Below are 24,017 nucleotides of genomic sequence, written 5' to 3'. Positions count from 1 at the left end.
TATGTTGACAAAAGTGGGCTGTGGCAGCCCACTTTTTATTTAAAACAATTTCAATTGTCCGTTTTTATAAGACTCATGTAAGTTACAATTAAGTATAGGCTTTACTTTATTTTTGAAATATTTTTGCCTAGCCAATTTTACTAAATTATTCATTTGTTCTGCAATTTTACCTTCACCTCGCATTCTTGTGCCAAACCTAGAATCATTTATAGTACCACCATGACAACTTTCAATTTGATGTAAAACTTTATCTGCTCTATCAGGCATAGTTTTTTTAATCCAATCTGAAAAAATTTCGCCAATAGCTCCGTTAAGTCTTATTATAGTATGACCTATAGATAATGCTCCACTATTTGAAGCTGCGTTGGCTAATGGCAAAATTTCGTGACTGTTTATAGAGGGAATAATTGGAGCAAGCATCACATTTACTGGAATTCCGTTTTCGCTTAATACTTTAACAGTTTCTAAACGTTTTTTTATAGTTGCTGTTCTAGGCTCTAAAATTCGCCTGGTATCTTCTGATAACGATGTAATAGACACATTTACTCCAACTAAATTATCTTTAGCCAAGGCTTTTAAAAGTTCTAAATCCCTCAATATTAAAGCATTTTTGGTTATAATGCCAACTGGATGCTTGTATTTTAAAAACACCTCTAAACATTGTCTTGTAATTCTGTATTTCTGTTCCGCTGGCTGATAACAATCTGTATTCCCAGACATTACAATTGGGTGTGCTTTCCAGCTTTTCTTTTTTAAATGAGCTTCTAATAAGTTTGGCGCATCTTTTTTTACTAAAATACGTCGCTCAAAGTCTAAACCTGCACTATAACCCCAAAACTCATGTGTATTTCTTGCATAGCAATAAATACAACCATGCTCACAACCTTGGTATGCATTCATTGAATATGCCATGCCTACATCTGGACTTTTTACCTTATTAACTATAGTTTTAGGAAACACCTCTATATAACGTGTTTTATTTTTATCAGCTTGCTCACCTTCTTTTTGGCAATATTCAAGAAAATCATCACGCATTTCATGACTTAATTCGAAGAAACGATTAGGGACGTTGAGTTGCGCACCACGTCCTTTTATGGCATTTTTTGGGGACATACTAGTAAAATTAAAGGTTGAATGCTATTATTGAAGCTCTTTAAAATTACTTATTATTTTTATTGAAAAATGTTAAAGTGAAAGTGGGTTATTAACAACTTTACTTTATCAGAAAAAAATGATAATTTCGTTTAACACTAAATGTAAAACATTAAAAAGTTTTCATATCCGCTAATTGGCAACAAATAAAATGAAACATCCTCTAAAACAACATATAGAAGAAATAATTAAGTTAACAGACGAAGAGTTTAAATTTATTTTAAGCCATTTTGAAACGATAAAGAAACGCAAACATCAATATTTATTACAGAAAGGGGAAATTGCTGATAAAGAATATTGGATAGTAAAAGGTTGTTTAAAAAGCTATTTTTTTGAAGAAAGTGGAAAAGAACATATTTTACAGTTCGGAATGGAAAATTGGTGGATTACCGATTATGAATCATTCGTAAAACAATCAAAATCTAAAATCAATATTGATTGTATTGAAGATTGCGAACTTCTTTACATAACATTTGAAAATAGAGAAAAACTCACTAAGGAAATGCACAAAATGGAACGCTTTTGGGCAAAGAAAAGTAAGTTTGGCAGAATAGCACTTCAAAATAGAATCTTATCTTTATTAAAAAACTCTTCAAAAGAGCGGTATGACTTGCTTCTCGAACAATATCCAAAACTTTTTCAAAGAGTACCCAAAAAATTAATAGCTTCATATTTAGGGGTCAGTAGAGAAACCTTAAGCCGATTAAATTCGTAAAAATTAATGACTTCAGCGTGTGATATTTAGCACAAATTTTTAGTGACAATTGTCCTGTGGTCTGTCTTGTTAGTTTTTGACTTTTGTATCATACAACTTTTAAAAAATTAAATGATATGAATAACATTAAAAACAAAGACACTGGGTTACTAATACAAAGAATTAGTATTGGAACACTTATTCTATTACACGGTATTGCAAACTTAACTTCTGATTATTTATTTATCAAAAATTTACTCAATAGTATAGAAATTCCAGAATTTGTTGCATACTTGGTTTTTATAGGTGAAATAATTGCACCAATACTAATAATTATTGGTTTGAGAGCAAGAGTAGCAAGTTTAGTTTTAGCCTTTAATATACTAATAGCTATTTTAATGGCACATTCAACCGAAATTTTTACTTTGAATCCATTTGGTGGTTGGGGAATTGAATTACAAGGCTTATATCTATTTGGAGCTATAGTAATATTTTTAATTGGAGCTGGAAAGTATGCCGTATCAACAACTTCAAAATGGGATTAATCTTCAAAAAATCAACTATTTAAAAATTAAAACAAATAAAAATTATGCCTTACATTAACATAAAAGTTACTGACACAAATGTAACAAACGAACAAAAAAAACTATTAATTGAAGGTGCTACAGAATTGTTGATGAACATTTTAAATAAAAAACCTGAAACAACTCACGTAATAATAGATGAAATCCCAATTGAAAATTGGGGATTTAATAGAAAACAATTTTTAGGAAATAAAAAATAATCAAATGTACCTAGACGACATAAAAGAAATCGAAAATTTGATAAATAATTACTTTGAAGGAATTTTTTATGGAGACACATTAAAACTTGAAACTTGTTTTAACGAAAATGCGTTTGTTTATGGGGATATAAATACAAGTGAATATTCCAAAACTGTCAACGAATATATAGAGATCGTTAAAGTTAGAAAAAGCCCAAATGATTTAGGAGAAGCTCTAAAAATGTCAATCATTGGAATAGATATACTTGGTAAAATTGCTATGGCAAAGTTGCATGTTCCAATGTTAGGTTATAACTATTATGACTATTTGTCGCTTTTTAAAATAAATGACGAATGGAAAATTGTTAATAAAATATTTACTCATATAGATAATGACTAATAGAGTAAATAACAGTTGCCAAAACGTGCATAATTAATGGCTTGTTCTCACCTATTTCTGAAAAATATTGCAAATTTTTATTCAGTTTATACTTTATAAACAACTTAATTAAAGCAAGTTATATACACATGTTAAACAAACCTATAATTTACCTCCCAGGAAAATCAGCCTTTCGCTTTTCTAAAAAAGCAGTGGTGCCTTCTTCAAAATCTTCAGTTCCAAAACAATTTCCAAACTCCTTTATTTCTGTTTGAAAACCATTAACGCCATCTTTAAAATTGGCATTTATAGCTCTAATAGCAGCACTAATGGCTACTGATGAGTTTCTTGAAATTTTAAAAGCTATTTTTTCGCAAAGTGGTATTAATTCTTCTTGAGTAGTTACATGATTTACTAAACCATAATTTAAAGCTTGGTTAGCATCAATCATACCTGCTGTCATAATTAGTTCCATAGCGCGTCCTTTACCAACTAATTGGGGTAATCGTTGTGTACCTCCATATCCTGGAATAACACCTAAAGACACTTCAGGCAACCCAAGTTTTGCATTATCGCTGGCAACTCTAAAATGGCAAGACATAGCTAATTCTAAACCTCCGCCCAAAGCAAAACCATTTACTGCTGCTATTACTGGTTTAGATAGATTTTCAATAAAATTGAATAATAGTTCTTGTCCTTTTGCTGCCAATTGTTTTCCCTCATTTACATCAAAATTGGCAAATTCGCTTATATCTGCTCCAGCTACAAATGCTTTTTCTCCGCTACCTGTTACAATGATAACTTTAGTATTTCTATCTTGATTAGCATCATCAAAGGCATCATGCAACTCTTTAATAGTTTCTAAATTTAATGCATTTAACTTTTTTGGACGATTAATAGTTATGGTTGTGATACCATTATGTTCTTCTGAAATGATATTGTTGTATGACATTTTTATACTTTATTATAAAACCTTTCAACTTGGCTCAAGGTGATATTAATTTATGGTTTATTCTTTGGGAAAAGCAACTTTAAACGTTGTGCCTTTATCTTTTTCTGAAACAAAGGATATATTCCCTTTATAGGTTTCTACAATGTTTTTTACCATAGCTAAACCAAGACCCATACCACTTGTTTTGGTAGTGAATTTAGGCTCGAAAACCTTGTCTTTATTTTCTTCCGAAACACCAGATCCATTATCTGCAACGGTAATAACAATATTGCCATTATCTTCGCTAACATTAATAACAACTTTTGGTGTTTGATTATCTGGTATAGCTTGAATAGCGTTTTTTACCAAGTTAGTTACTACACGAATAAGTTGTGTTCTATCAAATTTAGCTATTATTTCTTCTGAATCTGAAGTAAAAACAATGTAATCTTCATTAAAGATATCTAAAGCTAGTTTTACAATTTTTACAACATTAAGGGTTTCATTTTGTTGCGCTGGCATTTTTGCAAAGTTTGAAAACGCAGAGGCTATAGAACTCATGGTGTCTATTTGCTGAATTAAAGTTTTACTGTATTCATCAACCTTAGAATGGATGTTTTCGTCCTCTGGATTAAACTTACGCTGGAAATTTTGAACCGTTAAACGCATTGGTGTAAGTGGGTTTTTAATCTCATGTGCCACTTGTTTTGCCATTTCTCTCCATGCTTGTTCGCGCTCGCTTCTTGCTAATTGTACAGCACTTTCTTCAAGCTCATCAATCATGCTATTATATGAATTTACTAGGGCTGAAATTTCTTCGCTAGTATCATCAACATTGATTTTTTCGTTACGCCTTTCTAGTCTGGTAGTATTTATTTTATCACTAATAGTTTTTAATGATTTGGTGATGTATTTAGAAAGCAAAAAGGCTATTACTATTGCGGTTAACAACACCAACATAAATGCAAAACCTATACGTTTTAAAAACTCTTGAAGCTCTTTAGTTAAAAAATCATCTTTTTCAAGATATGGTATATTTAATATAGCCAAAGGTTTGGATTTATTATCTGTAATATAAGTGTAAGAAGACTGAAAGGTTTCTCCGTTTTCTTTATGAATATGCACATGTCTATGTTGTGCTATTTCTGATGATTTATCGAACTCTACGTTTTGGGTTAATGCATTCATAATTTCTGCATCAATACATTTATCTGCATTTTCATTTTGCAATCCGGCTTTAGATGATATTAGGAGTCCGCCATCTAAATCGTATAAATTAATTTGAAGTTTATGAATATCGGCAACGTTATAAATTTCTTCTTTATAAATTAAGGGGATATTTTCTGTTTTAATTTCCCAAGTGTTTTGTCTACCATTTAAGTACCGTTTTAATTGGGTTTGTATACTACCTTCTTTACGTACTAAACGCCCTTTGTGGTAATCTTGACTTTGTTCTTTGTATTGATAAATGGCAACTGCCGAAATAAGTACAGATGCTAGTAGCACCAACAATATCATGGCTAAAAAGATACGGGTACGTAAAGCAAGTTTTTTTAGTTTCATTCAGAAATTATGATTCAATAAATATAGCAATAATCAAACCAAAGACACTACAAGGTGATTTAAAAAACTGCAGCTAGCGGATAGATGCGTTAGGGATTGTAGTGGAAATCCTTTTTGTGAGGCACGAATAAAAAGATTGCAACGAAAAGCCCGACCCCTTGTGGGTAACGCCCAAAGTTTTAAGCGTCTGGATTTTTATCTCTAAAATTCTTATAGAGTTTGAACCCAAGCATGATTAGGATGCCTAAAACAAAAATACCTATAACGCCCCATATCCAGTTTATAGCACTTTTAAGGATAACCAAAAATATAACGGCGAAGAGTATGAATGTGGCGCCCTCGTTCCAGATACGCATGAAACTGGAGGTTTTTTTTACTACATCGTTTTGTAATTGTTTGTAGTAATGATGTGTTTTTAGGTGATAGATGAATAATAATATGATGAAGCCTAATTTTACTTGCATCCATGGCATATAAAATAATGTAGGATTGATGTAAAATAAACTTAAGCCGAAAATTAATGCTAGTATTGCTGATGGCCATGTGATGATAAACCAGAGACGTTTTGCCATGAGTTTTAATTGTTTGCCTAAGATTTCTTTATCGGGTGAGGGTTTGTGAAAGGCTTCTATTTGATATACAAATAACCTGGGAATGTAAAATAAGCCTGCAAACCATGTGATAACAAAAATAAGATGAAATGCTTTTAGGTAAAAATATGTCATGGCCTTATTTTTATGCTGAATTTAAACGGTTAATGGTTTTTCTACGCTAGTCCATTCCTTTACTATATTAGCAATAACTTGTGCGAAGTCTTCTCTGTCGTTTAGGCATGGAATTACCGTAAATTCTTTTCCGCCTACTTCGTGGAAAATCTCTTCGCCTTCCATAGCAATTTCTTCTAAGGTTTCTAAACAATCGCTAACAAAGGCTGGGGTAACAATAGCCATTTTTTTGATACCTTCTTTACCCATACGCTCTATGGTTCTATCTGTATACGGTTGTAACCATGGATCGAAACCTAGTCTTGATTGAAATGTTGTAGAGTAAGTACCGTTTTTTAAACCTAATGCCTTGGCTACGTTTACGGTAGTGATTTCGCATTGGTGGCGGTAACAAAACTCGTGTTGTTCACTTCCTTTTTTAAAGCAGCATTTGCCGTCCATTTTACAGTTGCCGTTTGTAACATCGCTTTTGCGAATATGACGTTCGGGCACACCATGATAGCTAAATAAAATATGTTCGTAATCTAAACCTTCTAGTGTTTCTGCTATACTCTTTGAAAGGACGTTTATATAATCTTTACGCTCGTAAAATGCGGGCGTTCGGGTAATCTTTACTTGTGGAAAATACTGTGCAACTAGTTCGTCTACTTTTACATCAATAGTCTCAGTAGTAGCCATTGCAAATTGTGGATATAGCGGTATGGTTTTAATTTCCGTACAACCTTTATCAACAAGTTCTTGAAGCCCTTTTTTAAGCGTCATACTACCATATCGCATTGCAAGAGCCACGGGGAATTCTAGTTTTTCTTGTACTTTCTCTTGAAGCCTTTCTGAAAGCACTATTAATGGAGAGCCTTCATCCCACCAAATTTTTTGGTATGCTTTGGCAGATGCCTTTGGGCGTGTATTTAAAATGATACCTTTTACAAGCAATGTTCTTGCCCAAAGTGGAACGTCAATAACACGTTCATCCATTAAAAATTCGCCTAAATACTTTTTTACGTCTTTGGGATTTGGACTATCTGGTGAGCCAAGATTAACTAATAAGATTCCTTTTTTCATATTCTTTTTTAATCGTAGTATCATTAATAATTTTAAATTAAAAATGATACTACAAAAATACGATAGAAATAATAAAAAACGACTCTAGATGTTTATATATTCTTATTAATCAGATGATTTTAAAGTAATTTTTGCGCGCTCTTCAGCTGGATTACAATCTTGAAAAATGCCACAAGACACATTAGTCCTTGCTAACGATTTTCCTATTACTAGGTGTTTAGATAAAGCTTCGATTTCTGGGGTTAAGTATTTCATATTATTTGTTTTGGGGTTAGTCAAAAATAATAAAAAAAACTTACATGGCTTTAATTCAGTGACATCACATATTTTTTGGGCGTTGTACCATATTTCTTTTTAAAAGCAGCAATAAAATGGCTAGATGTACTGTACCCTACTTTATGTCCAACTTCATTTACATTATCGTTTCCGGCTTCTAACAATTTTCGAGCAACTTCCATCTTGTAATCAAATAAGAAGCTAAATACCGAATCGCCATAAATTTGTTTGAAGCCTTCTTTAAGTTTTTTAAGACTCAATCCAATTTCATCAGCTAGTTCTTGTAAACTTGGTGGTTCTGCCATTCTAGATACAATGATATCTTTGGCTTTCCTGATTTTAATTACATTGGTTTCGTCAACTAAAAATGGGCATTGCTCAACATCTGCATCTTCACTTCTATTAAAATATAAGCTCATTAATTCGTATGCTTTTCCTTTAAAATACAGTTGTTTTATTGATGAATTTAAACTAAAATTTATCAATTGATTTAATACAATGGCCATGGAAGGCGAAATAGCACCATCTTTATAATATTTTTTATCTCTGTTATCTTCACTTAAAAATGTAATATAATCGGCTTCTTGTGAAAACAAACCGTGAAACTTTTTAATAGAAATTAATACCGAAACTATCCATGAATTGGGTTCTACCTGAAGGTCTATTGGTAATTCTCGTTGTGGATTATATAATAATAATGAATTTTCTTCATGAATATCAAGAGCATATCTACCCTGATTAAACACAAACTTAGTAGCTCCTTTAACGCAAAAATGAAATTGCAAGAATGTGCTATCTATTTCTTTTGCAACATTTTGAGTTACACTTTCATCATTTTTATACATTAAAATTAAAAAGCCATCTTCAACCTGAGTTTCCTCAAAAGACCTTTTAGCGATACTTTTTTTGATGTTAAATTCTGAATTCATACTGTTTTATTTAGATTCGTTCTAAATTAAAGTAACCAAATTACCCTAATTCACTACAAAAATATGACATTTATCATGTTTTAAGAAAAAACAACCTTAAAAAACCACAAACGATACTAAAAGTTCTTTTAGCGTTATTTTTTTATAAACCTTACATATACTTTTGCTACACATTTTCAGGTATAGCAATGCAAAAATACAACATTAGTAAAAGCAGTTCTTTCTATGCTATCGGTCTTAGTTACAAAAAAGCCGATGCAGATATAAGAGGGCGTTTTAGTTTGGATGAAGCGTCTAAACTAACTTTACTAAACCAAGCGAAAGAAAATGAGATTGAAAGTTTAGTAGTTACTTCTACTTGCAACAGAACCGAAATCTACGGTTTTGCACAACATCCGTTCCAACTTATCAAATTACTTTGTGATAACACACGAGGGACTGTTGAAGAGTTTCAAGATGTTGCATATGTTTATAAAAATAAAGATGCTATTTCGCATATGTTTCGAGTTGGCTCTGGTTTAGATAGTCAAATTCTTGGAGATTTCGAGATTATAAGTCAGCTAAAAACAAGTACAAAACTTTCTAGAAAATACGAATTACTAAATCATTTTACGGAGCGTTTAGTAAATGCCGTTATACAAGCAAGTAAACGAATTAAAACTGAAACTGATATTTCTTCAGGAGCAACATCTGTATCATTTGCTTCTGTTCAATACATTTTTAAGAACATTGAAGATGTAACTAATAAGAATATTTTGCTCTTTGGCACAGGAAAAATTGGCAGAAATACTTGCGAAAACCTAGTAAAACATACCAAAAACGAGCATATTACTCTAATTAATAGAACAAAAGATAAAGCTGAACGCATTGCCGGAAAGTTCAATTTAGTAGTTAAGGATTATTCGAATTTACAAGAAGAGGTTAGTGAATCTGATATACTCATAGTAGCAACAGGAGCACAACGCCCAACGATTGATAAGCATATCATTCAAACTAAAAAGCCCCTTTTAATTTTAGATTTATCTATTCCAAAAAATGTAAATGAAAACGTTCAGGAATTAGATAATGTATCATTGGTGCATTTGGACCATTTATCGAAAATTACTGATGAAACTTTAGAAGCTCGTAAATCACATATTCCTTCCGCGGAAGCGATTATAGAAGAAATTAAAGCAGAATTTAACAGTTGGCTAGAAACTAGGAAATTTGCTCCAACTATAAAAGCGCTTAAACATAAATTATCTGATTTTGCTGCGGCTGAATTAGATACGCAACGAAAAAAATTAAGTGATTTCAACGAAGACCAAGCAGAAATAATCAGTAATAAAATTATTCAAAAAATCACCAATCATTTTGCACATCATTTAAAAGATGATGCTATTTCTACAGATGATAGTCTGGAACTTATCAAAAAAGTTTTCCAATTAGAAGAACCACAAAAATCCAATGTCTAAAACCATTAGAATTGGCACACGCGATAGTGAATTAGCACTATGGCAAGCCAACATAGTAAAAAAATTACTCGAGGAAGCTGGTCATAAAACAGAACTTGTACCTGTAAAATCTACAGGCGATTTAGTACTTGATAAACCTCTTTACGAGCTAGGTATTACAGGTATTTTTACCCGCACTTTAGATATTGCGATGTTAAATCATGATATCGATATTGCGGTACATTCTTTAAAAGATGTTCCTACTATTTTACCAAAAGGTATTGTACAAGCGGCAGTTTTAAAACGTGGAAATGTAAATGACACGCTTGTTTTTAAAAATAACGAAGAGTTTTTAGGTGCTAAAGAAGCTGTAATCGCAACAGGTAGCTTACGCCGAAGAGCACAATGGCTAAACCGTTTTCCAACACATACCATTACCGATTTACGTGGTAATGTAAATTCGCGTTTACAGAAGTTAGAAGATAACGATTGGAACGGTGCTATTTTTGCAGCTGCTGGTATTGGCAGAATTGGTATCAGACCAGAAGAAGCTATTAATCTAGATTGGATGATTCCTGCGCCTGCACAAGGTGCTATTATGATTACCGCTCTTGATGAAGACGACTTCGTAAAAGAAGCTTGCGCCGAATTAAACCATGAAGAGACTGAAATTTGCACGACTATTGAACGTGAATTCCTAAACAAATTAGAAGGCGGGTGTACTGCACCTATCGGTGCTTTAGCTTATATTAAAGACGAGGAAATCAATTTTAAAGGCGTTTTATTAAGTGAAGATGGTACTAAAAGAATTGATGTAACACGCGTTAAAAAACTAGGAGAACATAGCGATATGGCGCAATTTTGTGCCGATTTTGTTATTGAACGTGGTGGTAAACGTTTAATGGATAAGATTAAAAATTCTGATAAGAAAACGAATGTGTTTTCTACAAAGCGTTTTACTGATGACCAGCGTTTATTATTTCATGAAAAGGTGGTTGCTGAAAGTGAAGACTTTATTAAAATAAGTTTGAACAGAATCCATCCGCGTTTATTAAAAAATGAAATCCAAAATGTAGTTATTACCAGCAAAAATGCTGTGGAATCATTAACTACAAACTATTCAGCCATAGAATTACAGTTTAAAAACATCTACTGCGTTGGCAGAAGAACCAAACGATTAGTAGAAAACAAAATAGGTAAGGTAAAACACACCGAAAAGAACGCTAAAAAACTAGCTGAGTATTTAGTAGATTATATTGAAGGTACCGAAGTCACTTATTTCTGTAGTGATATCCGATTAGATGCTTTACCAACAATTTTAGCCGAAAACAATATAAAAGTCAACGAAGTTGAGGCATACGAAACTAAATATGATGGTTATAAAGTAGATGATTCTGTAGAAAGTGCTATGTTTTATAGTCCTTCAACCGTTGAAAGTTTTGTACACAGCAATAAAGGAGAAGTAATCGCTTTTTGTATTGGAGAAACTACTGCAAAAGAAGCTAGGAAACATTTTAAAGATGTTCGGGTTGCGAAAGTACCTACTGTTGAGAGTGTGATTGAGTTGGTTAATGAGTATTATGTTTAGTTGTTGTCATCCTGAATTCTTTTTTCAGCTGATAACAATGTCATTAAGTTCTCTCCTGCAAGGTTTTAAAAACCTTGTAGGTATTAAAAAAGTAACAGAAAAAGACCTGCAAGGTTTTTAAAACCTTGCAGGTCGAAACAAAGAATATGAGCATTAAGAACGATTTATTTTTAAGAGCATTAAAAGGAGAAACTGTAGACCGTCCACCAGTATGGATGATGCGTCAAGCAGGGCGTTACCTTCCAGAATTCATGGAAATAAAGGCAAAGTACGATTTCTTTACCCGTTGTCAAACTCCAGAACTAGCTAGCGAAATTACTGTGCAACCTATCCGAAGATATGGTATGGATGCTGCAATTTTGTTTAGCGATATTTTGGTTATTCCGCAGGCCATGAATATCGAAGTGCAAATGAAACCTAACTTCGGTCCATATTTACCAAACCCTATACGCTCTCAAAAAGATGTAGATAATGTAATTGTACCAGACGTAACTGTAGAATTAGATTATGTATACCAAGCCATAAAAGCCACGAAAGAAAAGCTAAATAATGAAATTCCATTAATTGGTTTCGCAGGTTCGCCATGGACCATTTTATGCTATTGTGTACAAGGACAAGGCAGTAAAAATTTCGATAAAGCCAAAGAATTTTGCTTTACAAACCCTATTGCGGCACACCAATTATTACAGAAAATTACAGATACAACTATTGCTTATCTTAAAGAAAAAGTAAAAGCAGGTTGTAACGCTGTTCAAGTTTTCGATTCTTGGGGAGGCATGCTATCTCCGGTTGATTATCAAGAATTTTCATGGCAATATATTCAGCAAATCATCGACGCTCTAAAAGACGATGCGCCTGTAATTGCTTTCGGAAAAGGTTGTTGGTTTGCGCTTGGCGAGATGGCTAAATCTGGTGCAAGTGCCTTAGGTGTAGATTGGACATGTTCTGCCAGAAACGCCCGTTATTTAACTGGTGGCAATATCACGCTTCAAGGTAATTTCGACCCAACACGCCTATTTTCACCACCATCAGAAATCAAAAAAATGGTACATCAAATGATTAATGAGTTTGGTAAAGACAAATACATCGTAAACCTTGGTCATGGTATTTTACCAAACATTGGTTTGGATAATGCTAAGGCATTTATTGATGCCGTTAAGGAATACGGAAATTAAAATATTATGGGCGTTACCCACTTTTTTATGTAACATTAGGTTTTAAAAATCTACTTATCGTTATAAAAAAGTAGGTCGGGCTTTCGGCAGTCGCTTTTTTGTGTTGCATAGGTGCAACAACACAAAAAGAGCTTCAACAAATGCCTCAATCCCTAACGCAAAACTAGCGTCATGATTAAAAACATCATTTCAGGAATTAAAGCATACTTCGGTGCTTTCAGTTTAATATCAAAACTAAAACTCTGGAAATACTTTGCTATTCCTATGCTTATAAGCTTCATAACAGCAATAGCGGTTTTTGGTTCAGCCTATGGTTTATCAGATAATATAGGTCATTTCATTTCAAAAATTTGGATTTGGGATTGGGGACATGAGACTTTTGCTTCTATTAGCAATTTCATTGGCGGATTAATTGTTGTTGTTATCGGGCTCATCCTTTTCAAACATATAATAATGGCATTATCTGCACCATTTATGAGTCCCGTTTCAGAAAAAATTGAAGCTCATTTTACAGGTAATCCAGCACATTCACATAGAAATACCACCTTCATGCAACAACTTGTACGTGGTATAAAAATTAACGGAAGAAACCTATTCATGGAATTACTTATAACTATTCCTATTCTACTTTTAAAATTCATACCAGTAATCAATATATTTTCAACCATATTACTCTTTTTGTTACAAGCCTATTACGCTGGTTTTGGTAATATGGATTACACTTTAGAACGTCATTTTCAATACAAAGAAAGTGTTCAGTTTGTTAGAAAAAATCGAGGTTTAGCTATTGGGAATGGCATTGTTTTTATTCTCTTTTTATTTATCCCAATAATAGGTGTAATTTTAGTGCTACCTTTATCGGTAACGGCTGCTTCAACGCGAACTGTCGAGGCACTTCAACAAAAAACTAATCCTGTAAATGCAGCTTAATTTAGGGGCATATTATATTTCACCTATACATCCAAAAGACGGATGGTCTATTTGCAACTTTGCAGTAGCTAATGAAGACCGATTAAAACGCTATTTTCCAAAAACATTAGAGCAGAATTTAACACCAGATTTATCAAAGATTTTTGTTGAAAAGAAGGTAAAGCGATTCGACTCTAAAGAAGAATTTTTGTTCACTCTAAAACAAAACGAAAGCCATAAAATAATTGGCTTAGTCTATATTAAAGCGCTAGATTGGGGTAAGAAACGGGGAGAGTTTGCCTATTGTATTGATTATAATTTTGAAGGCAAGGGCTTAACAACGGAAGCTGTAAAACTATTATCAGACTATGCTTTTGAAAATTTAGGCATAGAAACACTTCAAATCATTTCTCATAAAAAGAATATAGGAAGTCTTAAAGTTGCCGAAAACAATAATTTTACTTGGATAAAAACACTAAAAAATGAGTTTACACCTCCAGGAGAAGCGCCTCTAAACATGGAGCTGTACGAATTGTATAAAGAGATTGAGTAAATATTTAACCTATAAGCTTAATAAGACCTGCGAGGTTTTAAAAACCTTGTAGGTCTAAATCAAAAGATTAAAATGAAACTCGAAATATTAGAAAAAAATCATTATTATCATATTTTTAATCGAGGAATTAATAGCGATATTATTTTTCAGAATGAAGATAATATGTTTTATTTCTTAAAATTGATTGAAGAACATTTAAATAATAAAGTTGATATTATTGCATATTGTTTGATGAACAATCATTTTCATCTAGTTGTAAAAATTATTTCGGAAGAATCATTAGCAACGCAATCATTTTCAAATCTCTTTAATGCTTACGCTAAAGCTTATAATAAACAACAAAATAGAACTGGAAGCCTCTTTGAAAAACACTTCAAAAGAAAAAAAATACAAGATGAGAATTACCTGAAAAATTTAATTATCTACGTTCATAAAAACCCCGAAAATCATGGATTAGTTAAAAATTTTGAACACTACGAATTCACTTCTTTTCATTCTTATTTAGAAAACACTTTAACTAAAGAAAAAGAATATATCTTAAGCTTATTTGAAGATATTGATAATTTTAAATACGCACATAAAGAAGACCTACAAGGTTTTGAAAACCTTTCAGGTCCCGAAAACTCTAATTCTTCACTTAACCTGCAAGGTCTCAAAGACCTTGTAGGTTTGAAAGACAATCAATCAATGAAAGACAAATTCTACCAATACATAGAAAATTTACAAGACCGTATCACGTCAAAACTGGAAACGATTGATGGCAAAGCAACATTCCAAGAAGATATTTGGAAACGTCCTGAAGGGGGTGGCGGACGCACACGCGTTATTGAAAATGGTAACGTCTTTGAAAAAGGTGGTGTAAATATTTCTGGAGTCCATGGTAAACTACCAAAATCCATGCAAGCCTATTTTAAAGTGGGCGATGTTGATTTTTTTGCTTGTGGATTAAGCTTAGTACTGCATCCAAAAAATCCAATGGTGCCAACCGTACACGCCAACTGGCGTTATTTTGAAATGTATAATGAAGCTGGTGATATTATTGACAGCTGGTTTGGTGGTGGACAAGACTTAACACCTTACTACCTGTTTGAAGAAGACGCAAAACATTTTCATCAAACCTGCAAAACGGCTTGCGACAAGCATAATTCAGAATTTTATCCAAAATATAAAGCACGTTGCGATGAATACTTTTACAACGCTCACCGAAATGAAGGCAGAGGATTAGGTGGTTTATTTTTCGATTATTGTAAAGCTTCAGACGATATGACTATGGAAAATTGGTATAACTTTGTAACTGAAGTTGGCGATAGTTTTCTTGAAGCTTATGCACCCATAGTTGAAAAGCGAAAAGATTTATCATATACAAAGGCACAACGTAATTGGCAAGAAATACGTCGCGGACGCTATGTGGAATTTAATTTAGTACACGATAAAGGCACGCTGTTTGGATTAAAAACCAACGGACGTATTGAAAGTATTTTAATGAGTTTACCACCACATGTACAATGGGTTTACGACCATCATCCAGAAGCTGGAAGCGAAGAAGAAAAATTAATCGAAGTATTGAAAAATCCAATTGATTGGATAAACAAATAAACGCATCAACGAATAAACATTTTACTATGTTCCCATTAAAAAGAAACCGAAGATTAAGAACGAATGAAGCCATCCGCTCATTAGTCCGAGAAACAGTTATAACACCAAACGATTTTTTAGTACCGCTTTTTGTGGTAGAAGGCAAAGGCGTAAAAGACGAAATCCCATCAATGCCAAATTACTTTCGTTATAGTTTAGATTTCCTAGAGGGCGAAGTCAAAGAACTTTGGAAACTTGGTTTAAAATCGGTTTTACTTTTTGTAAAAGTACCAGATAACTTAAAAGACAATGCAGGAAAAGAAGCATTAAATCCAAATGGATTGATGCAACGGGCTATAAAAACAGTTAAAAATGCATGTCCGGATATGCTAGTTATTACAGATGTTGCACTTGACCCATATTCTGCATACGGACATGATGGTATTATTGAAAACGGGCAAATAGTTAATGATGACACTTCTGAGTTTTTAGCAGAAATGAGTGTTTCTCACGCTGAAGCTGGAGCCGATTTTGTGGCACCAAGTGATATGATGGACGGACGTATTTTAACCATTCGTGAAGCTTTAGAAGATGAGGGCTTTATAAATACGGGTATTATGAGTTATTCTGCAAAATATGCTTCCGCATTTTATGGGCCTTTCCGTGACGCTTTAGATTCTGCTCCCGTAGATTTGAAAGATATTCCAAAGGACAAAAAAACATATCAAATGGATTATGGGAATCGTTTTGAAGCCATTCGAGAAACCGAAATGGATATTGATGAAGGCGCCGATATTGTTATGGTAAAACCAGGTATTTCTTATTTAGATATCCTTAGAGAGATTAAAAACGAAGTTGATGTTCCTGTGGCTGTATATCAAGTTTCGGGAGAATATGCTATGATAAAAGCCGCTGCTGAAAAAGGTTGGCTAGACCACGACCAAGTGATGCTCGAAACCACAATGGCCTTTAAGCGCGCCGGAGCCGATATTATTGCCAGTTACTTTGCAAAGGATGTTGTTAAGATTTTAAATGGATAAAAAATCATCAATTGAAATAAGCATAAGTTATCTTTAGCGCAGTCGAAGGATTGCTAAGGACGTTGTGAAGTTAATATCTTAATAATTTTCCAATCGTTTTTCCACAGTATAAGAGGTCTCAAAATAGCCAATTTTTCCATGAGGTGTAATGGCCTCTATAATGATGAGTTTGTCACCAATGATATCATCATTGTAAAATTCCAGTTCAATGTCTCCTTTATTATCGGTGAACAAAGAAGGCTCCCAATGTAATACTGGGCGTAAATCTGGAATATCCCAATCTTCAGGTTTTAAGGTTTCGTATTTTGGTTGATAAAACTCGGGGGTAACAGAAAACCCCGCGATATGCCCTTGGAATAATCCTTTTGGAACTTCAAGAGCTGCAAGACCATTTTTACCGTAGGTAAGTATATTAATAAAGGCAGTATTTAGACCTGCCAGTCCATAAACTGATGAAATAGGCTGTAACGGAAATGCCTCTGCAATATAATCGAGGACATTTCCTTTTGGTCTTTCAAAAATTTCTACGTGTTTAATGTTTTCAACTGGTAAACCTGGCAAAAGTAAATAATATTCGCTCCGAACAACTTCACCATCTATAAGCATAACAGTAATATCTGCACTGGCAATCCAAGCAAAATCAAAAGGAACTAATAATGTTATTAATGGATGACCAAACCCAAAGGCAGCCTCTGCCGATGTTGCTTGTTTAAAAAGAATATCATGAGGAAACTTAACACGTAATAAATCGTACAAGCCAGACATCCATTTTTCTTCTCTCTCTTCGATTTCTTCATTATTTATGACGATATCTGGAGGTCCGTGGAGTTTAAATATTCTTTCGCGTTCTGGCGTTACGTTGTAACCCGTCAATTCTACGGCATCCAACGGTATGGTGCTGTCGTCCAAATCGAACCCCGCTACGGCTTGTCTTTCTTGTTTTTTAATCTCTAAAAAGTCATTTATAACACTATCCGAGAGCGCTATTACCTCTTCTTTCTCATAAGTGATTTTAGGAGAAGGTACAGGTTCATCAAGAATGATTTGATAAAATTTAGGTTTTCCTTTTTTGTTGGAAGATTGTATTTTAAGTTCTAGCTTATCTCCATAAGAGTGAATTAAATCAAAAGCAAAATTACCAATACTATCAGGCTTACAAGAGTAGAACCCCGGTGGCTCCCCCGAAGTGAGTACATTTAGATTAACCCTATTTTTAGGCGCTTTGTTTTCATTCCAGATGGAACGTACTTTTCCAGAAACACGTAAGGCGGTTTCAGGTTGTACATCAAAAACATGGTTTGCATCGTTAAAACTATATTTATAATTGCGCCAACCCTGTGTAAGCATAAGGGCTTCTAAATCTCGTTTTCTGAAAATATTATCATCATTAAAGTAATGCGTAGGATTCTCAATATGCCCCTTTAATTCTGAGTTTAATAAAAAATAAGATAGAATGTTCCCCTTAAATTGTTCGGTTTGTTCTAATTGATTTTTATCTACAACTAATACGGAAAGGTTCGCCTCCACTGGGAGTCCATTACTATTGGTAACATTAAACTTAAGAGCCGTTTTATCTCTCTGGCTGTAATATTGCTGTTCAGTTTCTTTGGTTATGCTTAAATTGTTGCCTTCCTTAAGATGAAAAAACAAACGCTCACTTAACGGTGTTTTATTCTCACTTAACAATGTTACATTAAGAATGCCCTGGGGTAATTTTTGTTTTGGTATAGAGGTATTATAAGGTGCATCGGATAATGTTACTGGAAATTCCTTTAATATTTCGCCTTTGGATTTAAGTTGCATCCAATAATTATCGGTGGTTTTAACCTTGGAAATTACATTTATGTTCATGTAACTTGTTGTTTCCGTTATGCCTAAAACATGGCCTTCGGGATACACCTTGGGGAGTTCAAACTTACGGGCAACTTGGTGTTTAGAATTAATTTTACCATAATAAGCTTTGTGCATTTTTGGTGTAAAAAGCACATAACCCATGCCTAGATTATTGGTTTTAATGGTAGCAACAACACTATCCTTTTCATCAACGATAACGCCTTTAATATCTTTACCCAAGCCTTTATAGTTTAGTGCTTTAAATGCGAGTTTACTGGTTAAGCCATCAATTAACTTTCCGCTTTCAGGAAAAAACTGTAGGTCTATAAATTCTCTATCTATGGCGATGGTTTTGTTGTATGTTTTCTCTTCCCTTGTTTGAAAGTTTTTTAGCTTGGTGTCCTCTAGTTTCATTTTTAGGTTTACCGAAACTGCATCTTTAGGAAGTACATATTGTAACTTGTAAAAACCCTTTTCTCTTTTAATTTCTATAGTATCTAAAAACGTTTCGGTTTTAATGTAAACCGTTACATCCTTTTTATAGTCGGGTTTTATAAGTTCTGGGAAAAGTTGGGCAAATACCTCGTGTTGGCCTTCCCCTACTTGATACAATGTTATGTTTTGTATGGGCGATGGCCGTTGGTTGCTATTGGCAGGAACTAGGTTAACATATTGCTTGAATATAAAATCGTCGCCAAAGTTCTTATTCCACGCTGTGTAGGCCCTTATTAAATAACGCCCAGGAGTATAAGTTTGCTCCAATTGAAAACCATTGTCCGCTATACCATTTACTAACTTTAACTTTTTGGTTGCTACAATTTCCTTATCAAAATCGATAAGTTCTACATGCAAAATACCACTTAGTACTGTAGGTGCGTTTTTGGCATCTGTAACTATAGCTTTAAACCATATGGTTTCGTTGTTAGTAAATACAGAATTGTTTAGTTGTAGGTATATTTTTTCGGCAAAGGACAACCTCGATATTCCATCTGTGCTACTGGTTTCTTGTGCATTTAAAAATCCTATGCTTAAAACAATACACGAAATAATTAATATGAAATAACACTTATTCTTAAAAATCATGTTTTATTTTCTCTCGTTAAAGTTAAAAAATTAATTTCATTTTTAAATGCAATAGTTAGTTAAATTGATTTCATAGCCATTTATTTCCCTTTAATCCATTACTAAATTATATTATGCAAAATTTAAATATTTATACCTATAATTGTACTTAATAGCTTACAGTCATATGTTTAAATACCTCCAAGAGTTTTTTATTTTCTTTTTTATTATAAGTGTAAATATAAGCTCCGCACAACTTGAAGCTTATAAAATTGATGGAGAAGGTTGGGCTAAAGGTAATTTAGTAGAAATTGGCATAAATTCGAAAGGCGTTTATGGTGCAAAAACTTCACAAAAGCCTGCTTCTTTCCATAATAATAGGGAAATCGAAAATTATCTTTTTGGTTTTATAGCAAACCCTTTAAATGATGGTTGGGTAGATTATGATGGTGATTTTTTCTCTCCTGGACTACCAGAAGAAGGTTTCACTATTGAAATAAACGAGATTAATTATAGCAATAACAGCAGTGATGAAATACCACAAATTCCTGGAAAAATCAGTGGTGTTAATGTAATATCCTCAGATTGCTTTGAAGATATTGCTCAAATATCATGGGAAGGTAACGTAAATGGCCTTAACATAAAAAGATACTATAGTATTACTCAAGATGGGCTGTTTATTCAAATGACAACATTTATAAAAAATTTATCTGATGTCACGAAAACCAATATTTTTTTTATGCATAATGTAGACCCAGATAATAATGTGACGCTAAGTGGGGTTTATGAAACAGATATAGAAATTATTTCTCAAGCAAGTTCTCTCACTGACCAAACCTGTCTTGTAACTGCGTCACAAAACCCTCTTTTAATTCCAGAAGACATGGATGGTTCTAACGTTAGCTTTTATGCTAACAATGATAAAGCTAGGGTTTCTTTTGGCGGTTTTAACAACAGATCAGCAAGTGATGTATGGAATGGCTATGGTTTTTTAAACACAGAGGGGGCCGCTAGAACAAATGTTGACGAAGCTATTTCCATTGCATTTAATTTAGGAGATATTCCTGCCAAAGAATCAATTAGATTTACTTATTATTATATTCTTGAAGAAGTTGATGAATCGTTTGTACCTTTCATTGTAAATGCCATTCAAGAGAACCCAAGTATATGCGATGGACAAGATGGAAAACTTATTTTTTCTGGTTTAACTGAAGGGGTGTCGTACGAAATAAGCTATGTGGATGATGGTGTTTTTGTGCCTGAAACAATCTATATCGCTAACAGCGAAGGCGTTATTGAAATAACAGACTTAGATTCTGGGTCGTACTCTAATGTTTCAATAAGCTTTTCAGGTTGTGATACAACCATTAATACTGTGTTTGAATTAGCAGACCCGGAAGCTCCAAACTATACTATAAGCAAAAGAAACTATACAAATTGTGTCACCCCAGAAGGTCAATTAACATTTTCTGGATTAACACCACTTACAAGTTATACATTAGAGTTTACTCATGATGGTGTGCTTTTAGTGCCTCAAGAAATAGTTGCTGATAATAACGGTGAAATCATTTTTAACAATCTAATAAAAGGTATATATTCTAATTTCATTTTTGAACAATATGGATGTATTACCACCAGTAGTGAAAGAGTTGAAATAATTGGTCCTGAAACACCAATTTCATTCCAAATTCCAGATCAGTTTTATTGTGATGACGACTATGATTATGAAACCATTATTGATTTAACACTTTTAGATAATTTTGCTCTTGGGACAGATTCAGCAAGTGATTTTAGAATATCTTATCATACTTCAGGTGAAAATGCTATAAATAATATAAGTCTAATAGCAACACACTATACTACAACTGGAGAAGTTACATATCAAATTTATGCTAAAAAAACGCATATAGTTTCTGGATGTTTCTCCTACTTACCATTTACAATAACTATTAATGTCCCTCCTATTTATGATATTGAAGATACTTTAATCTGTTTAAATAGTGATGACACGGTTAACTTGGAATATGATTTCCCTATTATTGATACAGGTTTATCAGATGTAAATCACAGTTTTGAATGGTTTTTTGAGGGTAATATAATCCCTGGTGAAACATCAAGCAGGTTAGCTGCACCAAATCCTGGTGATTATTCCGTTAATGCAACATTTATTGATACAGGTTGTAATTTCACCAAACAAGCAACTGTTTTTCCTTCTGGACCTCCACAAATTTTGGATGTTCTTGTTACTTCATTACCATTTTCTAAAAACCATACTGTAGAAATTACTGCTAGTGGCTTTGGTAATTATATTTTCTCTGTAGACAATATGCCTACACAAGAATTAGGCACATTTATGAACTTAAAACCCGGATATCATACATTTCAAATTATTGACACCAAAGGTTGTGGCTTTGTTACTATAGAAAGAACTATTATTGACTTCATGAAGTTTTTCACACCTAACAATGATAATTATAATGACTACTGGCAAATTATAGGAATAGAAGCTTTAAATGAGTCAGAGGTTTTTATTTTTGATAGGCATGGAAAACTGTTAAAACAGTTAAATCCTAATGATAAAGGATGGGATGGAACATTTAATGGCAAAATTATGCCCCAATCCGATTACTGGTTTAAAGTTTTTTTTAAAGATGATAATAATATTAAACGAGAGTTTAAAGAACATTTTACCTTAAAACATTAAATATTCGCAAAACAATATTTAATACCTAAACATACAATTCATTATTTCGTAAATTAGCTCTAAATAATTAAATTGATGGCACTACTCTTATTCTATGGAATCATTTCCATTTTCTTTTCATTTTTATGTTCAATTCTAGAAGCTGTATTATTAAGCGTTACACCAACCTTCATCAATGTTAAAAAGAAAGAAAACAAAAGTTATGCTGAAGATTTAGAAGCATTAAAAAAAGATGTTGACAGACCTTTAATAGCTATACTTACTCTCAATACAATAGCTCATACAGTTGGTGCTATTTTAGTTGGCGTGCAAGCAAAAGTTGCTTATGTTGAATTGTATGGTTCGCAAACAACCTCTGTTTTTGGCATAGAATTCACAGAAGATTTAATGGTTGGCGTAGTATCATCTATCATGACGCTTTTAATATTGGTAGCTTCCGAAATTATTCCTAAAACTATTGGAGCAACTTATTGGAAAGGACTTGCAAACTTTACTACAAAAGCATTGAAAATTTTAATTTTCCCTCTTAAATGGACTGGCATTTTATGGTTATTACAACTTACTACAAAATTGATTGGAGGTAAAGGTCATGGTAGTGTTTTAAGTAGAGAAAGCTTTATGGTAATGACAGATATGGCTCATGAAGAGGGTTTATTCCAAGAAAATGAAAGTAAAATCATTAAAAATCTACTCACCTTTAAAGAGATTTTTGCAAAAGATGTTATGACACCAAGAACAGTCATGAAAACCGAAGATGAAACAACGACGGTTGAAGACTTTTTTAAACGGAATTTAAACCTTCGCTTTTCTAGAATCCCAGTGTATTCTAATGATGCGGATAATATCATTGGACTAGTGCTTAAAGATGAAATTTTTAAAGAAATGGCGCTTGACAATAACACTAAAAAATTATCAGAATTAAAACGTGATATTATTGTTGTTGATAGAAATTTACCCATCCCTACATTATTTGAAAAATTAGTAGAAAGTAGAAATCACATGGCTTTGGTTGTTGATGAGTATGGCTCTGTTAGTGGTTTAGTTACTATGGAAGATGTTATTGAAACCCTTCTTGGTTTAGAAATTATGGATGAGAGCGATAATGTTTCAGACTTACAACATTTAGCAAGAAAAAGTTGGGAAACTCGCGCTAAAAAACTAGGCCTTCTAGAAGACGAGAAACCTACTGAATAATGGAAGAATGCATCATCAAATCACCTTTAGGGTTTACCAAAATTATTGGTGATGAAGATGGTATTGCTTCAGTTACAGTTCTTAATTCAGAGGAGAAAATCACTGATATTATTCCAATTGAATTAGAAGATTGTGTTATTCAACTCCATGAATATTTTGAAGGTTCCCGCAAACAATTCGACTTAAAACTCAACCCCTCTGGAACTGATTTTCAAAAGAAAATATGGAAACTTCTTGAGGTTATTCCTTATGGAAAAACAACTTCGTACTTAGATCTTTCAAAACAACATGGCGATGTAAAAGCTATTCGTGCTGTAGCCAATGCTAATGGTAAAAATCCGCTTTGGATTATCGTGCCGTGTCATCGTGTTGTTGGAAGCGATGGCTCGCTTACTGGTTATGCTGGCGGTTTGCATCGTAAACAATGGTTGTTAGAACATGAGAGCCCATATAAGCAGCAATCTCTTTTTTAATCTT

Annotated in this window: 22 protein-coding genes; 14 read left to right on the top strand and 8 right to left on the bottom strand. The window is 33.2% G+C overall.

Annotation, left to right across the window (positions count from 1 at the left end):
* Positions 1-39 precede the first annotated feature (39 nt).
* Complete coding sequence (locus tag Q0870_RS12270) at positions 40-1,113, bottom strand: PA0069 family radical SAM protein (protein ID WP_298555805.1); 1,074 nt, start codon at positions 1,111-1,113, stop codon at positions 40-42.
* Between the two features lie 190 nt (positions 1,114-1,303).
* On the opposite strand from Q0870_RS12270, the gene Q0870_RS12265 reads away from it, so the two are divergent.
* The 4 genes from Q0870_RS12265 (at position 1,304) to Q0870_RS12250 (ending at position 3,009) form a co-directional block, all read left to right on the top strand.
* Positions 1,304-1,867: a Crp/Fnr family transcriptional regulator gene (locus tag Q0870_RS12265; RefSeq protein WP_298555804.1), complete on the top strand. Its 564-nt coding sequence runs from the start codon at positions 1,304-1,306 to the stop codon at positions 1,865-1,867.
* A gap of 116 nt (positions 1,868-1,983) precedes the next feature.
* Positions 1,984-2,391, top strand: a complete 408-nt coding sequence (locus tag Q0870_RS12260; protein WP_298555803.1) for a DoxX family protein — start codon at positions 1,984-1,986, stop codon at positions 2,389-2,391.
* Between the two features lie 44 nt (positions 2,392-2,435).
* Positions 2,436-2,630, top strand: coding sequence for a 4-oxalocrotonate tautomerase family protein (locus Q0870_RS12255; protein ID WP_298555802.1), 195 nt, complete (start codon positions 2,436-2,438; stop codon positions 2,628-2,630).
* Between the two features lie 4 nt (positions 2,631-2,634).
* Complete coding sequence (locus tag Q0870_RS12250; RefSeq protein WP_298555801.1) at positions 2,635-3,009, top strand: nuclear transport factor 2 family protein; 375 nt, start codon at positions 2,635-2,637, stop codon at positions 3,007-3,009.
* Positions 3,010-3,157: 148 nt separating this feature from the next.
* Here Q0870_RS12250 and Q0870_RS12245 read toward each other — a convergent pair whose 3' ends face one another.
* The 6 genes from Q0870_RS12245 to Q0870_RS12220 all read right to left on the bottom strand — a co-directional run bounded on the left by Q0870_RS12245 (position 3,158) and on the right by Q0870_RS12220 (position 8,474).
* Entirely contained in the window at positions 3,158-3,940 is a 783-nt protein-coding gene (locus tag Q0870_RS12245; protein WP_298555800.1) for an enoyl-CoA hydratase-related protein, read from the bottom strand.
* Between the two features lie 57 nt (positions 3,941-3,997).
* Positions 3,998-5,482 carry an ATP-binding protein gene (locus Q0870_RS12240; protein WP_298340542.1) on the bottom strand — a complete coding sequence of 495 codons (1,485 nt, stop codon included), beginning with the start codon at positions 5,480-5,482 and terminating at the stop codon, positions 3,998-4,000.
* A 179-nt stretch (positions 5,483-5,661) separates the two neighbouring features.
* Positions 5,662-6,207: a CopD family protein gene (locus Q0870_RS12235; protein WP_298555799.1), complete on the bottom strand. Its 546-nt coding sequence runs from the start codon at positions 6,205-6,207 to the stop codon at positions 5,662-5,664.
* Between the two features lie 21 nt (positions 6,208-6,228).
* Positions 6,229-7,269, bottom strand: coding sequence for a ferrochelatase (gene hemH / locus Q0870_RS12230; protein ID WP_298555798.1), 1,041 nt, complete (start codon positions 7,267-7,269; stop codon positions 6,229-6,231).
* Between the two features lie 105 nt (positions 7,270-7,374).
* Positions 7,375-7,524: a hypothetical protein gene (locus Q0870_RS12225; RefSeq protein ID WP_298555797.1), complete on the bottom strand. Its 150-nt coding sequence runs from the start codon at positions 7,522-7,524 to the stop codon at positions 7,375-7,377.
* A 50-nt stretch (positions 7,525-7,574) separates the two neighbouring features.
* Positions 7,575-8,474 (bottom strand): AraC family transcriptional regulator, encoded by a 900-nt coding sequence (locus Q0870_RS12220; RefSeq protein ID WP_298555796.1) that lies wholly within the window; start codon positions 8,472-8,474, stop codon positions 7,575-7,577.
* Positions 8,475-8,662: 188 nt separating this feature from the next.
* Between Q0870_RS12220 and hemA the strand changes: the two genes are divergently transcribed.
* From hemA to hemB, 7 genes are all read left to right on the top strand, one after another.
* Complete coding sequence (gene hemA / locus Q0870_RS12215; RefSeq protein ID WP_298555795.1) at positions 8,663-9,928, top strand: glutamyl-tRNA reductase; 1,266 nt, start codon at positions 8,663-8,665, stop codon at positions 9,926-9,928.
* A complete protein-coding gene (gene hemC, locus Q0870_RS12210; RefSeq protein ID WP_298555794.1) occupies positions 9,921-11,495 on the top strand; it encodes a hydroxymethylbilane synthase in 1,575 nt (524 codons plus the stop codon). The genes hemA and hemC overlap by 8 nt, the downstream gene beginning before the upstream one ends.
* A gap of 146 nt (positions 11,496-11,641) precedes the next feature.
* Positions 11,642-12,670, top strand: a complete 1,029-nt coding sequence (hemE, locus tag Q0870_RS12205; RefSeq protein ID WP_298555793.1) for a uroporphyrinogen decarboxylase — start codon at positions 11,642-11,644, stop codon at positions 12,668-12,670.
* A gap of 171 nt (positions 12,671-12,841) precedes the next feature.
* The gene (locus tag Q0870_RS12200) at positions 12,842-13,600 is read left to right on the top strand and encodes an EI24 domain-containing protein (RefSeq protein ID WP_298555792.1); all 759 of its coding nucleotides are present in this window, start codon (positions 12,842-12,844) and stop codon (positions 13,598-13,600) included.
* Positions 13,590-14,132 (top strand): GNAT family N-acetyltransferase, encoded by a 543-nt coding sequence (locus Q0870_RS12195; protein ID WP_298555791.1) that lies wholly within the window; start codon positions 13,590-13,592, stop codon positions 14,130-14,132. Before Q0870_RS12200 ends, Q0870_RS12195 begins: the two co-directional genes overlap by 11 nt.
* A 687-nt stretch (positions 14,133-14,819) precedes the next feature.
* Positions 14,820-15,728 carry an oxygen-dependent coproporphyrinogen oxidase gene (gene hemF / locus Q0870_RS12185; protein WP_298555889.1) on the top strand — a complete coding sequence of 303 codons (909 nt, stop codon included), beginning with the start codon at positions 14,820-14,822 and terminating at the stop codon, positions 15,726-15,728.
* A gap of 26 nt (positions 15,729-15,754) precedes the next feature.
* Entirely contained in the window at positions 15,755-16,747 is a 993-nt protein-coding gene (gene hemB / locus Q0870_RS12180) for a porphobilinogen synthase (RefSeq protein ID WP_298555790.1), read from the top strand.
* Between the two features lie 78 nt (positions 16,748-16,825).
* Here hemB and Q0870_RS12175 read toward each other — a convergent pair whose 3' ends face one another.
* Complete coding sequence (locus tag Q0870_RS12175) at positions 16,826-19,663, bottom strand: hypothetical protein (RefSeq protein ID WP_298555789.1); 2,838 nt, start codon at positions 19,661-19,663, stop codon at positions 16,826-16,828.
* A 166-nt stretch (positions 19,664-19,829) separates the two neighbouring features.
* Here Q0870_RS12175 and Q0870_RS12170 point away from each other — a divergent pair, with 166 nt between their 5' ends.
* From Q0870_RS12170 to Q0870_RS12160, 3 genes are all read left to right on the top strand, one after another.
* Positions 19,830-22,346, top strand: a complete 2,517-nt coding sequence (locus Q0870_RS12170; RefSeq protein WP_298555788.1) for a T9SS type B sorting domain-containing protein — start codon at positions 19,830-19,832, stop codon at positions 22,344-22,346.
* A gap of 75 nt (positions 22,347-22,421) precedes the next feature.
* The gene (locus Q0870_RS12165) at positions 22,422-23,540 is read left to right on the top strand and encodes a hemolysin family protein (protein ID WP_298555787.1); all 1,119 of its coding nucleotides are present in this window, start codon (positions 22,422-22,424) and stop codon (positions 23,538-23,540) included.
* Entirely contained in the window at positions 23,540-24,013 is a 474-nt protein-coding gene (locus Q0870_RS12160; RefSeq protein WP_298555786.1) for a methylated-DNA--[protein]-cysteine S-methyltransferase, read from the top strand. The genes Q0870_RS12165 and Q0870_RS12160 overlap by 1 nt, the downstream gene beginning before the upstream one ends.
* The last annotated feature ends 4 nt before the right edge of the window (positions 24,014-24,017 follow it).

This window comes from uncultured Algibacter sp., assembly GCF_947487575.1.
Taxonomy (GTDB): Bacteria; Bacteroidota; Bacteroidia; order Flavobacteriales; family Flavobacteriaceae; genus Algibacter_B.
The sequence above is the reverse complement of the archived record's forward strand: the minus strand, read 5'-3'. Positions and strand labels throughout refer to the sequence as shown.